Below are 12546 nucleotides of genomic sequence, written 5' to 3'. Positions count from 1 at the left end.
TTGTGGTTTCACCGGAAGAGAGAATGGGATGACTATGCTGGATACGGCGATCAGAGACGCGGGGGCGTGCGCATACGTCGCGTACGGACCTTCGGCGGATGCGAACATGCGCTACCTGACCCGGTTTACGACGACCGACCCGGTGGTCTTCATCAAAAAGCCCGGTGAGCGGGGGATGCTGATCGTGCCGCAGATGGAGTACGAGCGGGCGGTGCGCGAATCCGGCGCCGCGGTCCTCACCCGGTCCGACGCGGGATTCTTCGAGTATCTCAAGGATGGGGCGAGCCGGACGGAGGCGACCGCCCGCATGATCGCCGGTCTCTCGGGCGGGGCGGTGCTGGTCCCCGAGCGGTTCCCGCTCGGTCTTGCCCGGGCGCTTGAGGTCTCGGTGCCGGTTATCCTCGATGCCGGGACGGTCGAGGCGATGCGTGCGGTCAAATCGCCGGAGGAGCTTGAGCGGATCCGGTCGGTGCAGCGTGCCACCGAGGCGGCGATGGATCGGGCGATCGCGCTCATCCGGGGAGCTCGGCCGGTCGACGGCGTCCTCCATCGCGGCGGCGAACCGCTCACCTCCGAGCGGGTCCGGGGCGAGATGCACAGCCTGCTCTTCGGGTTCGGGTGCAGCGCGAAGGAGACGATCGTCGCCTGCGGCGCCGACACCGCCCTCCCCCACCATACCGGGAGCGGGCCGCTCCTTGCCGGCGAGCCGATCGTCATCGATATCTTTCCACAGGACGAAAAGAGCGGGTACCACGCCGATATGACCCGGACGGTGGTATGGGGCGAGCCGTCGGTCGAGATCCGCGAGATGTACGAGGCGGTGCGTGACGCCCACGAGATGGCGTCGTCCCTGGTTCGCCCCGGCGCCGGTGGCGGTGACCTCTACCAGCGGGTCGTCGAGTTTTTCCGCGAACGCGGGTATGCGACCGACACCCAGGGTTTCGTCCACAGCCTCGGCCACGGTGTCGGGCTCGACGTCCACGAGCAGCCCTCTCTCGGGCCTGTGGGTGAAACGCTCGTCGCCGGCAACGTGGTGACGATCGAACCCGGCCTCTACTACAAAGGGGTTGGCGGCGTCCGCCTCGAGGATATGGGGGCGGTGAGCCCTGATGGCTTTGACCGGTTCACGCAGTACCCAATGGAGCTTATACTATGAAGAACGAGGAATATGACCTGTACAGAGAGGCGGGGGCGCTGGCAGCGAGAGCGCTCCGGTACGGTGCGGAGCGGGTGCGCGAAGGAGCCGGGCTCCTTGAGATGGTGGAGCGTGTCGAGGGGATGGTGATCGAGGAGGGGGGAGCGCTTGCATTCCCCCTGAACGTCTCCTTCAACGAGGACGCCGCCCACGACACCGCCGCGCCGGGGGACGAGCGGGTCTTCGCCAGAGGCGACCTCGTCAAGGTCGATCTCGGGGTGCACTTCGACGGTTACATAGCCGACACGGCCATGACCGTCGATCTCGGCGACCACGCATCACTCGTTGCCGCGTCCAGAAACGCTCTCGATGCGGCAATCGCGACGGTACGGCCAGGCATTACAGCCGGTGAGATCGGTGCTGCGATCCAGCGCGAGATCGAGGCGCTTGGCTATAAGCCGGTTGCAAACCTCACCGGCCACGGTCTCGGGCGCTACGACCTCCACGCAGGTTCGAACATCCCGAACATCGCCACCACCGGCGGCCCTGTCCTTGAAGAGGGAATGGTCGTCGCCATCGAGCCGTTCGCCACGACCGGGAGCGGCCGGGTCACCGAACGCGCGCGGGCGGAGATCTTCCGGCAGACATCGACGAAACCTGCCCGTCTCCCCTCGGCAAAACGCATCCTCGAGGTGGCGAGGTCGTCCCGCGGCCTCCCGTTCGCCCGTCGCTGGGTGCACGTGGATAAGGTCGATATCGGCCTTGCGAGCCTTGTGCGATCGCAGACGCTCCAGTCCTACCCGGTGCTGCACGACGTAGCCGGTTCGTTCGTCTCGCAGGCGGAGCATACCCTGATCGTCACCGAAGACGGATGCACCGTCACCACCCGGTAGCTACCCTTATCGATCCCGCGCGCCCATATATTCGTTCAGACCTATGTCAAGTCAAGAGGGAAGCAGCGACGTCCTTGGTATCATGGAGATTCTGCTCACGGCGGAGATCTTCAATAAAAACCAGGATCTCGACATAAACGATCTAAACCCGCGGAGCCGGAAATTTTTCGGTGCCGGCAGCGGAGGGAGCCCGGAGGTCAAGCGCCCCCTGCTCGTGAGCGAAGGGGCGATCCGGAAGGTCTTTGACAGCGACGATGCCGCTACCACGGCGATCCGGAAGAACCCGTTCGTCGGGTACGAAGAGTTCGGGCAGCGTCTCTCCATCACCTCGCTCGACCCCGCGGCTGCCTGGTTTGTCAAGAAGGGGGGGGCCTCTCTCATCGAGAAGAATCCGGTTCTTGCATACTTCTTTGAGGGAAAAGACTCGGTATCAGTCAGCTACAAGGACGTCCGGGGGAGAAACTTCCGGTTCGAGGATACAAAGGAGTACTTGGATGCCCGTGTCTCCCGGGTCGTCGGGGAGAGCGAGGAGATGCGTGAGGCGCGCGACCTCATCATCATCAACGCCCCCGACGAGATCGAGTTCTCCATCGACAGATTGGTCTGCACCCCCCGGCAGGAGGAGGCCATCCAGAAGATCGGCATCGCCCTTGAGAACCGGGACTTCCTCAAAGCCCGGGGGATCTACGAGTTCGGCAGGCTCCTCTTCGTCGGCCCGCCCGGCACCGGGAAGACGAGCCTCGCGCTCGCGATGTCCCGCGAGCTCCACATGCCCCTCCTCGAGGTCAGGCTTGCCATGGTCACCTCCCAGTACCTCGGCGAGACCTCGAAGAACATCGACCGGATCTTCGAACTCGCAAAGAAACTCTCGCCCTGCATCCTCTTCATCGACGAGTTCGACTTCGTTGCAAAGACCCGTGTATCCGACGACCATGGCGCCATGAAGCGGGCGGTCAATATGCTCCTCAAGAACATCGACCAGATCAGTTTCGTGAAGAACGGCGTTCTCCTGATCGGGGCGACGAACCACCCCCGGCTGCTTGACGAGGCGGCGTGGCGGCGGTTCGACGAGATCGTCGAGTTTCCGCTCCCCGACGAGGAGATGCGCCGGCAGATCCTCGAGAAGGTCGGTTCCTCCGTCGACTGTACCTGCGACTTTTCGGATCTCGCCGCACGGACGGAGGGTTTCTCGGGCTCCGACCTGCGGATGATGATGAAAGAAGCGATCATCTCCGCATTGATGGAGCACCGCCGCCGGATCGAGCCTGTCGATATCGAGCAGGGGCTGCTCCGGGTCGAGGAACGGAACGTGATCCGGGGCACCGGCTCGGCGTACGTATGATCCTCACGCTCCTCGGCACCGGTGATGCGATCGGGACACCGAAGATCGGGTGTGGCTGCGAAACCTGCCGTGCGGCCGCCGCATCGGGGAGGACGCGCCTCCGGACGTCGCTGCTTCTCGAGGCCGGGGGGAGGCATATCCTCATCGATTCGTCGCCGGACCTTCGTCAGCAGCTCCTGCGTGCCTGCTCCCCTCACATCGACGCGGTTCTCTGGACGCACGGCCATTACGATCACTTCGTCGGCTACGGCGAGTTCTACCGGGTGCAGGAGATGCCGCCCGTCTACGCTCCCCCGCCGGTGATGGAGTACTGCCTGCAGTTTTTCCACTTCCTCCCGCTTCCGCCGCATCCCGTCGAGGCGTACACCCCCTTCGACCTCTTCGGCGTTTCGTGCACCTTTTTTCCCGTCAACCACCCGCCGGTCTACACCGCCGGCATCCTTCTCGAGCACGATGGCACCCGGATTGCCTACACCTCCGATACAAGGCTCGATATTCCGGAGAAGAGCCGCGACCTCCTCTGCGGCGTAGACCTCCTCCTCATCGACGGCATCGCCCCTGCTGGCTACTCGATCCACAAGCACATGAACTACGCCGATGCCGTTGGGCTCGCGGAGTCGGTCGGTGCCCGGGACTACCGGGTCGTCCACATGAGCCACATGGTGCCGTTCGGGATGCCGAAGGCGGGGTACGATATGGAATGTTTCCGGTGGTAGGGCGTCGGCCGGCAGGGACTGTGGCTCTGCGACCCATACTTATATGCCATTTCTGCTCCCACACCTAGGAAGATATGGCCATTAAGATCAAAGTCCTGGAGCTTGAGGAGAAGAAGGCGCGGATTCTCTTCGAAGGCGAAGGCAACACCTATATGAATGCTCTTGCCGACGAGCTGCTGAAAGACCCCGCCGTGGACGTGGCGCAGTACAAACAGCCGTTCAAGTTCTCCGACCCTGAGCTGATCGTCACTACAAAGGGCGACCGCGCTCCGCTCGATGCGGTGCAGGATGCTGCAAAGAGGCTCTCCAGCTACGCCGCCGGACTGCTCCGCGAGCTCGCAGGGATCAACGCCGAGTAACCCGGGCCGATGCGGAAGAGTGCCGCAGGCTTCAACCGGATTGCCCGGGAAGTCTTCGCCCCTATCTACCCCGTCATCGCCCGCCGCCTTCTTGACTGGTCGGGGATACAGAGCGGTCGCTGTATGGACATCGGCAGCGGCCCGGGGCTCCTCGCCATCGCTCTTGCCCGGGAGGCCGGCCGACCCTGCATCGCGCTCGATGCCGACCCGGCGATGGCGCTCTTCGCCCGGGAAAACGCTGCCGAAAGCCACGTCGGCTCATTCATCGACCCGATCGTCGCCGACGTGCACCGGATGCCGGTAGCGTCCGGCAGCATCGCCCTTGCGGTCAGCAGGGGCTCACTCTTCTTCTGGGACGACCGTTCCTGCGCATTCGCCGAGATCGAGCGGCTGCTCTCCCCCGGCGGCGTCGCCTATATCGGCGGGAGCTTCGGATCCGCGCCGCTCCGCGAGCAGATCTTCACAGAGATGCGGAGGCGAAACCCGCACTGGGACGAGGATATACGGCGCCGGAGCGGCAGCCTGCCGGAGTCCCTCCTGCTGGAGGACCTTGAAAAGAGCGGTGTCGCTCAGTACTGCATCCGGAAAGAAGAAGCGGGATGGTGGGTCGAGATCAGGAAGCCCTGATCACTCGGCCCGCTCGGTGAAGACGATCGAACCTGCTATTCTTGTGATCTTGACCTTGACGGACTGTCCCGGTTTTGCGTTCGCCACGTACATCGTGTAGCGGTCCATCTTGACGACGCCGTCGCCGCGCTTCGAAAGGAACTGGATGGTGACGTCGAGAATGGCTCCTTCAGCGAGCTTCGACGATTCCGAGGCATCGGCGGTGGCTCTGCGCTTCCGCACCGGGCGGTGCCCTCCGCAGGCGTCGCACCGGAGCATGAGAATGCGGGCGTCCTTCACGAGCCGGGTGTCCGGCTTGCCGCACTCCGAGCAGATGACGTAGTCGTCCACGTAGCCCTTGATGATCGTGCTGATCTGCTCCTGCTCGAACTTGCCGCTGAATATGGCGCGGGTTCCGTCGATCTTGCCTGCCGTGCCGAGCTCGGAGAGGAGGTGCTTCATGAGGTGATCCTGGTCGCGCCTGAGCGTATCGGCTATCTCGGCGAAGTTGTCAAGGACGGTCGTCTTCCCTTCGATGAAGACGCGCGCCGGGGGTATGGTGAACCGCTCCTCGGTCGCGGTCGGCTCGGTGATATTGGTATAGGCCTTCTTCAGAAGATCCTCGTATGAGGCGGTCATACGTATACATGGGCGGTGAAACCTCAATAAAAGGTTGCCTGCCGGTGCTCGTGGACATGCTTATGTAGGTAGCAGCCACACCTTTTTTCACTATGTTACCGGCCCAGGACCTAGAACTGCTGCGAACAACCCTTCAGCGCGATCTGACCGAGGTCGAGATTGCCTGCTTCGAGAACCTCTGGAGCGAACACTGCAGTTACCGATCCACCCGTCCCCTCTTAAAGACCCTGCCGACGGAAGGACCTGACGTACTGCTCGGGCCGGGGGACGACGCCGCCATCGTACGGTTCAGCGAGACCTGTGCCATTGCCATCGGGATGGAGAGCCACAACCACCCGAGCTACGTCGACCCCTATGACGGATCCGCGACCGGTGTCGGGGGTATCGTCCGCGACGTCCTCTCGATGGGTGCCCGCCCGATCGCTCTCATGGATCCGCTCTACTTCGGAGCGCTCGATGCCGAGAAGAACCGCTACCTCTTCGAGCACATTGTCAGCGGTATCGGCGACTACGGCAACTGTATCGGCGTTCCGGTCGTCCGGGGAGAGCTCGGGTTCGATCCCTGCTATGCCGGTAACCCGCTCGTCAACGTCGTCTGTGTCGGCACCGTCCGCCCCGACCGGTTCCTGACCGCCCGCGTCAAGAAGCCGGGTGCCCGCCTCGTCCTCGTCGGGGCTTCGACCGGCCGCGACGGGCTCGGCGGAGCCTCGTTTGCATCCCGTGACCTTGCGGAGGATGCCGAGGCGGAAGACCGGCCGAGCGTGCAGGTCGGCGATCCCTTCACCGAGAAACTGCTGATCGAGGCGATCCTCGAGATGGCGGAGACCGGAAAGGTGCTTGCCTGCCGTGACCTCGGGGCGGCGGGGCTTGCCGGTGCATCGAGCGAGATGGCGAGCACGTTCGGCGCCGTCATCCACGCCGACCGGGTGCACCTCCGGGAGACGGGCATGACGCCCCGCGAGATCATGCTCGCCGAGTCGCAGGAGCGGATGCTCCTTGAGGTGGAGGCTGACGATGTCGCCCTCATGGGCGCGATCGCCGAGAAGTACGACCTCCGGTGGAGCGATATCGGCGAGGTGATCGCCGAGCCCCGGTATATCGTGACGTTCCACGGCGAGACGGTTGCCGACCTTCCGATCGACCTCCTGGTCGCCGGCGCCCCCCTCTGTGCGTGGGAGACGCGGCCGTATCAGGCGGAGACTGCGTTCGCCCGCCCGATAACCCCGGTCAGAGAACTTGCCCTCCGGGTGCTCGCCCACCCCGAGGTCGCCCGGAAGGACTGGGTGAGCGAACAGTACGACAAGGACGTCCAGCTCCGGACGGTCTCGCATAGGGGCGACGCCGCAGTCCTCCGGCTCGAAGGGGCGGCGCTCGTCCTCTCCTGCGGTTGCAACCCGCACCACACCTACCTCAAACCCTACGAGGGGATGGCGAACGCCGTCATCGAGAACGCGAGCAACCTCGCCTGCCTCGGTGCGGATCCGCTCTGCATCGTCAACTGCTTGAACTTCGCAAGCCCCGTCCACCCGGAGATCGCCTGGCAGCTCGAACGGTCCGTCCTCGGGCTCGGTGATATGGCACGCCGGATGGCGATCCCGATCGTCGGTGGCAATGTCTCGCTCTACAACGAGAGCGACGAGTTCGAGACACAGATCAAGCCCACGCCCTCCCTCGGAATGGCCGGGCGGAGCGACGAGGTGCGGCGGTGGACGACTGCTGGAGACGGCGATCTGCTCGTTCTCATCGGCACGACCATGCCCGACTTCGGCGGCTCGGTTCTCGACGCGGTGACGGGCTGCGGTGGTATGGCGCCTGCAATCGCCGACCCGGGCGTCGTGGCTACCGTCCGGAACCTTGTACGGGCAGGTGCCCTGACCGCCGCCACCGATCTCTCCCGTGGCGGCCTTCTTGCCGCACTCGCAAAACTTGCACCGCGTTCGACGGTGGAGCTCGCCGGCGATCCGCTTGAGGAGCTCTTCTCCGAGACCTACGGCCGGTTCCTGGTCGCCTGCAGGGACGTATCCGCCCTCGCCGGCATCGAGCACCGGGTCATCGGCCGGGCAGGCGGCGACGCCCTCACCGTCACCTGGGACGGGACGAGTTTTGCCATAACCCCGGACGAGCTCGAGGCGGCGCTCTCGACCACGACCCGGATCATGCGGTACTGACCGCTTCTTTCTTTTCTTCTGATTTTAAAAAAGAGTGTTATTCCTGTCGCCCGAGTGCTTTGAGCGCGGCCCGGCCGATGAGGTCGGGTGGAACCATCACGGCTCCTTCCTCGCCGCCGGGGCAGCTTCCCTCGTCCTCGCACCCGGCGCAGGAGGCGCAAGGTGATTCGGGTGCGGCGGGCACCTCCATCCCTTCGACGAGCTCCTTGAGGGGCATGCCGTTGAAGAGGACGCCTCCCCCCTCCCCCTCGGGGGCGGGCGTCTCGGTGATGGTCACGTCGATCCCCTCCATCTCAAGGAGGGTCGCGATCTCGGTGAGGACGCCCCTGAGCACCACGCCGTGCTCGCCGCACCGCACCGTGGTCGTCCCGGCATCGCCTGCGGGATACCTCCATTCGATCACAAGTTTGCTCTGCATAGTGCCATCTCGTCTGTCCTGAAGGAAGATGGTTCTGCCGCTTTTGGCAGGTTATGCACTGCTGACTGCCCGCGGCCTGACAAGGTCGATCAGGGGATCCACTGCGTCGGCCTTCTTCAGTTCCCGCTCCGCGAGCGCGACCGCTCCCCGGACAGTGGCGCCCCGCTCTCCAAGCATCGCCTTCATCGTCTCGAGGGTTCTGCCCGGCATCCCGCCCGAGGTGCAGAAGACGACCACGTTTTTGCCCTCGATCCCCTGCAGGGCGTCGATGGCGGCGTTGACGGCAGGTGTCGGGCTGAACGCCCAGACGGGGCTGCCGAGGACGATCGTATCGTAGCCCGAGACGTCGATGCTTTCGGGCTGTATATCGGCTTTCTCGCCCCGCATGGCCCTCGGGGCGCCTTTGAGGTACATCCCCGCCTTCGAATAGCCGGCGAGATCTTTCACCTCCACGAGATCGGCTCCCGTCTCCCGGGCGACCCGCTCGGCCACGCTCCGGGTGTTTCCGGTCTCCGAATGGTAGATGATGCAGACGGACATATCCGGAGGTTCGGCGGAAGAGTATATACCGGTATCGACCGGGAAAAAAGGGAGGGGTGCTCTGTTACTTCTTCTTAAACTGGGGCATGAGGTCGCGGACCTCGGCGCCAACCTGCTCGATGAGGTGTTCCTCGTCCGCCCGGGTGAGCGCGTTGAAGACGGGGCGGTTGACGAGATTCTCGAGCATCCACTCGCGGGCGAACTCGCCGTTCTGGATCTCCTCGAGCACCTCTTCCATCGCCATGTAGACCTCGGGGCCGATGACGCGGGGGCCGCGGGTCAGGTCGCCGTACTTCGCTGTGTTGCTGATCGAGTCGCGCATGGTGGTGAACCCGCCCTCGTAGATGAGGTCGACGATCAGCTTGAGTTCGTGCAGAACCTCGAGGTACGCCATCTCGGGGTCGTACCCGGCGTTGACGAGGGTCTCGAACCCTGCCTTGATCAGGGAGGTCACACCGCCGCAGAGCACCGCCTGCTCGCCGAAGAGATCGGTCTCGGTCTCCTCGGCAAACGTCGTCTCGAGGACGACCGCCCGGGTCGCACCGATACCCTGCGCGTAGGCAAGTGCAATCGCCTTTGCCTTCCCCGTGTAGTTCTGGTGGATGGCGATGAGTGCCGGGACGCCCTTCCCCTCTTCGTATGTCCGGCGCACCATGTGCCCGGGTCCTTTCGGGGCGACCATGATGACGTCGATGTCGGGTGGGGGTACGATCTGACCGTAGTGGATATTGAACCCGTGCGAGAACATCAGGCAGTTGTTCGAAACGAGGTTCGGCAGAATCTCGGTACGGTATACTGCGCCCTGGTGCTCGTCGGGAAGCAGAATCTGAATGATATCTGCGAGTTTCACTGCCTCTGCTACCGGGTAGACGTCAAACCCGTCTTCGGATGCCTTCTGCCAGCTGCCACCCGGCCGCAGGCCGATGACGACACGATGGCCGGAATCGCGCAGGTTCAGTGCCTGCCCCCGGCCCTGGGATCCGTAGCCGACCACGGCTATGGTCTTCCCCTCGAGAACGCGGGGGTCTGCATCAGATTCGTAGTATTTCTGTACCATACGATATCAGAATGATATAGGCACCAAGGTTGATAAATATTATATGAGACGACGGTTGATTTTCTTAATAGATTATTTTAAGGTTCATGATTGTGAACCTGTTTATCGATAATCTATTGAGGATTTGCAATGGAATTACCGGATGTTCAATCGACCTGCCCGGATGTTCGCATCAATCTGACACGGGTAGGCGTTAAAAACGTCAAAAAACTCGTCGAGGTTGCACGTCCCGGCAAAAGGCCGGTTATATTCATATCCACATTCGATGTCTTCGTCGATCTGCCGGGAAGCCTGAAGGGTGCGAACCTCTCGCGGAACTTCGAGGTCATCGACGAGGTGCTGCAGCAGGCTACGGACGGTGAAGTGAAGGAGATCGAAGACCTCTGCAGCGTCGTCGCCCGGCGGCTGCTCGACCGCCACGAGTACGCAGAGCGCACCGAAGTCTGGATGGTGAGCCAGTTTATGGTACGGCGTGAGACGCCGGTGAGCGAGACGAGTTGCCAGGAAGTGGTGAACGTCCACGCAAACGCCGTCGCTCAGCGGAACGACGGTTCTCCGATCATCAGGAAGAGCATCGGTGCGGAAGTGACCGGAATGACCGCCTGCCCCTGTGCCCAGAACATCATGAAGGATCATGCGATGCACGTCCTCTCGGAGCTCGGTGTCGCCGATGAGACGATCGACCGGTTCCTCGCCGAGGTGCCGATGGCATCGCACAACCAGCGGGGAAAAGGTTTCCTCGCCATCGAGACCGACGACGACCAGCACGTCAGTCTCGAGAAGATCATCAAGATCCTGAAGGACTCGATGAGCGCGCGTATCTACGAGCTCCTCAAGCGTGGAGACGAGAGTTACGTCGTCATGGAAGCACACAAAAACCCCCGATTCGTGGAAGACTGCGTGCGTGAGATGGCCAAGAAGGTTATCGTGCAGTTCAGGCAGATCTCAGGCGACTCGGTTGTGACGATAAAACAGACGAATGAAGAGAGCATCCACCAGCACGATGCGTACGCAGAGCGCAAGGCCACGATCGCCGAGCTCATCGGGGAACTTGGGGACAATGTTTAATGTCCACTATTTTATTAAATAATTTTTATAATGAGACAATGAATAATACTAACTCGTGTTACGAATTTAACAATTTTTGCTAACATCTTTTGTACTAAAACGAAAGGTATAAACTCTGTTTTCATCATAATGCATTTTGACGTACCTCAGTACGTATTACTGTACAGATTTGTGTGGTAACCGCGGTATAGCAAAGAGAACACCAAAATATCGGAATGAGGCGATATAATTGTCGAAAGTTGTAGAGATTTCCCCAACTACGAGACACGAAGGCCACTCCAAGCTCGTCCTGAAGGTCAATGATGAAGGCATCATCGAGCGCGGCGACTGGCTCAGCATCACGCCCGTGAGGGGCATTGAGAAACTCGCAATCGGCAAGACGATGGAGCAGGTCCCTAAGATAGCATCGAGGGTCTGCGGTATCTGTCCGATTGCCCACACGCTTGCAGCCACCGAGGCCATGGAGGCATCGATCGGGGTTGAGATCCCGGAGGACGCGAAGCTGCTCAGATACATCCTGCAGTGTGCCAACAGGATGCACAGCCACGCCATCCACAATATTCTCACGCTCCCTGACATGTACATCCCCGGCACCGACACGAAGATCAACCCGTTCACCAAAGAAGAGCCCGTCCGCAGCGTTGCGCTTCGGATCCAGCGGCTCCGTGAGATTGGGCAGACGATCGGCGAGATGGTCGGCGGCGAAGCCATCCACCCGAGCAACCCCCGGGTCGGCGGTATGTACATGAATATCACCCCCCGTGCCAAGGCCAAGATCTACGACCTTGCCAAGGAAGCACGCGTTCTTGCACAGGACCAGATGGAGTTCATGATCGCGATCCTGCGCAACTACCAGAACCGTGACTTTGCTGAGGTCGGCGGCACCGAAGTCCCGATCCCGAAGGATCTCGGCTACCACAACCAGGGTTACATGGCCACCGACCCCGTCTACGGCAGCTCGAGCCTCGACGAGAACCCCACCTGGTACCCCGAGCGCTTCACCGAAGTGCGCCCCTGGGACTGGTACATGGGTGAGATGGAGGTCAGCGAGGCCGACCCGAACTACCCGATCGGTGGAACCACACCCGTAGGTACGAAGACCTGGCCGCAGATGCAGGCTTGCACCGGCGTTCCGCTCTACGACGGCCAGCCCGTCGAGGTCGGACCCCGCGCCCGTCTCGTTCAGTTCAAGAACTACGACGAGAAGGGAGCCATCGGCCTGCAGATCGCCCGGCAGATGGAGTACCCCGAGACCGCCTACGGTATCATCAATGCACTCGATGCACTGAACACCTCCGGCGACGTCGTCGCGGACTACATCCCCCAGGGTGACGGCTCGCTCGGCTGGGCGGCAAACGAAGCGCCCCGCGGAACGGACGTTCACATGGCTCAGGTCCGTGACGGCCGCGTCGAGTACTTCTCGATGCTCGTCCCGACCACCTGGAACTTCCCCACCTGCAGCCGTGCACTCGAGGGTGCCCCCTGGAGGCTCGCGGAAGTTATCATGCGTGCCTATGACCCCTGCGTGTCGTGTGCGACGCACATGCTGGTGGTTGACGAAGACAAGAGGATAGTGACCCAGAAACTCATTCAGTGAGCGTACAC

Annotated in this window: 13 protein-coding genes; 9 read left to right on the top strand and 4 right to left on the bottom strand. The window is 62.3% G+C overall.

The window, feature by feature from the left end; translation table 11 throughout:
- Positions 1–28 precede the first annotated feature (28 nt).
- The 6 genes from ABH15_RS00750 to ABH15_RS00725 all read left to right on the top strand — a co-directional run bounded on the left by ABH15_RS00750 (position 29) and on the right by ABH15_RS00725 (position 5072).
- Positions 29–1156 carry a M24 family metallopeptidase gene (locus tag ABH15_RS00750; RefSeq protein WP_128692464.1) on the top strand — a complete coding sequence of 376 codons (1128 nt, stop codon included), beginning with the start codon at positions 29–31 and terminating at the stop codon, positions 1154–1156.
- Entirely contained in the window at positions 1153–2028 is an 876-nt protein-coding gene (gene map, locus ABH15_RS00745) for a type II methionyl aminopeptidase (protein WP_128692463.1), read from the top strand. Before ABH15_RS00750 ends, map begins: the two co-directional genes overlap by 4 nt.
- Before the next feature lie 43 nt (positions 2029–2071).
- Positions 2072–3370, top strand: a complete 1299-nt coding sequence (locus ABH15_RS00740; RefSeq protein ID WP_128692462.1) for an ATP-binding protein — start codon at positions 2072–2074, stop codon at positions 3368–3370.
- On the top strand, positions 3367–4086 hold the full coding sequence (locus tag ABH15_RS00735) for an MBL fold metallo-hydrolase (RefSeq protein WP_128692461.1): 720 nt from the start codon (positions 3367–3369) through the stop codon (positions 4084–4086). Before ABH15_RS00740 ends, ABH15_RS00735 begins: the two co-directional genes overlap by 4 nt.
- A 74-nt stretch (positions 4087–4160) precedes the next feature.
- Positions 4161–4445: a DNA-directed RNA polymerase subunit L gene (locus ABH15_RS00730; RefSeq protein WP_128692460.1), complete on the top strand. Its 285-nt coding sequence runs from the start codon at positions 4161–4163 to the stop codon at positions 4443–4445.
- Positions 4446–4454: 9 nt separating this feature from the next.
- Positions 4455–5072: a class I SAM-dependent methyltransferase gene (locus ABH15_RS00725; RefSeq protein ID WP_128692459.1), complete on the top strand. Its 618-nt coding sequence runs from the start codon at positions 4455–4457 to the stop codon at positions 5070–5072.
- Here ABH15_RS00725 and ABH15_RS00720 read toward each other — a convergent pair whose 3' ends face one another.
- Positions 5073–5690, bottom strand: coding sequence for a translation initiation factor IF-2 subunit beta (locus ABH15_RS00720; protein ID WP_128692458.1), 618 nt, complete (start codon positions 5688–5690; stop codon positions 5073–5075). It lies immediately after the preceding gene.
- Between the two features lie 92 nt (positions 5691–5782).
- Here ABH15_RS00720 and purL point away from each other — a divergent pair, with 92 nt between their 5' ends.
- Positions 5783–7858 (top strand): phosphoribosylformylglycinamidine synthase subunit PurL, encoded by a 2076-nt coding sequence (gene purL, locus ABH15_RS00715; RefSeq protein WP_128692457.1) that lies wholly within the window; start codon positions 5783–5785, stop codon positions 7856–7858.
- 37 nt (positions 7859–7895) lie between these two features.
- On the opposite strand, the gene ABH15_RS00710 is transcribed toward purL, so the two are convergent.
- From ABH15_RS00710 to ilvC, 3 genes are all read right to left on the bottom strand, one after another.
- Positions 7896–8276 (bottom strand): DUF2703 domain-containing protein, encoded by a 381-nt coding sequence (locus tag ABH15_RS00710; protein ID WP_128692456.1) that lies wholly within the window; start codon positions 8274–8276, stop codon positions 7896–7898.
- Between the two features lie 51 nt (positions 8277–8327).
- On the bottom strand, positions 8328–8816 hold the full coding sequence (locus tag ABH15_RS00705; RefSeq protein WP_128692455.1) for a flavodoxin family protein: 489 nt from the start codon (positions 8814–8816) through the stop codon (positions 8328–8330).
- A 64-nt stretch (positions 8817–8880) separates the two neighbouring features.
- The gene (ilvC, locus tag ABH15_RS00700; RefSeq protein WP_128692454.1) at positions 8881–9873 is read right to left on the bottom strand and encodes a ketol-acid reductoisomerase; all 993 of its coding nucleotides are present in this window, start codon (positions 9871–9873) and stop codon (positions 8881–8883) included.
- Between the two features lie 129 nt (positions 9874–10002).
- Between ilvC and mptA the strand changes: the two genes are divergently transcribed.
- Entirely contained in the window at positions 10003–10941 is a 939-nt protein-coding gene (mptA, locus tag ABH15_RS00695; protein ID WP_128692453.1) for a GTP cyclohydrolase MptA, read from the top strand.
- A gap of 229 nt (positions 10942–11170) precedes the next feature.
- A complete protein-coding gene (gene frhA / locus ABH15_RS00690) occupies positions 11171–12538 on the top strand; it encodes a coenzyme F420 hydrogenase subunit alpha (RefSeq protein WP_128692452.1) in 1368 nt (455 codons plus the stop codon).
- The last annotated feature ends 8 nt before the right edge of the window (positions 12539–12546 follow it).

This window comes from Methanoculleus taiwanensis, from assembly GCF_004102725.1.
In the GTDB taxonomy this organism is placed as follows: domain Archaea; phylum Halobacteriota; class Methanomicrobia; order Methanomicrobiales; family Methanoculleaceae; genus Methanoculleus_A; species Methanoculleus_A taiwanensis.
This window is presented reverse-complemented; position numbering and strand designations above follow the sequence as displayed.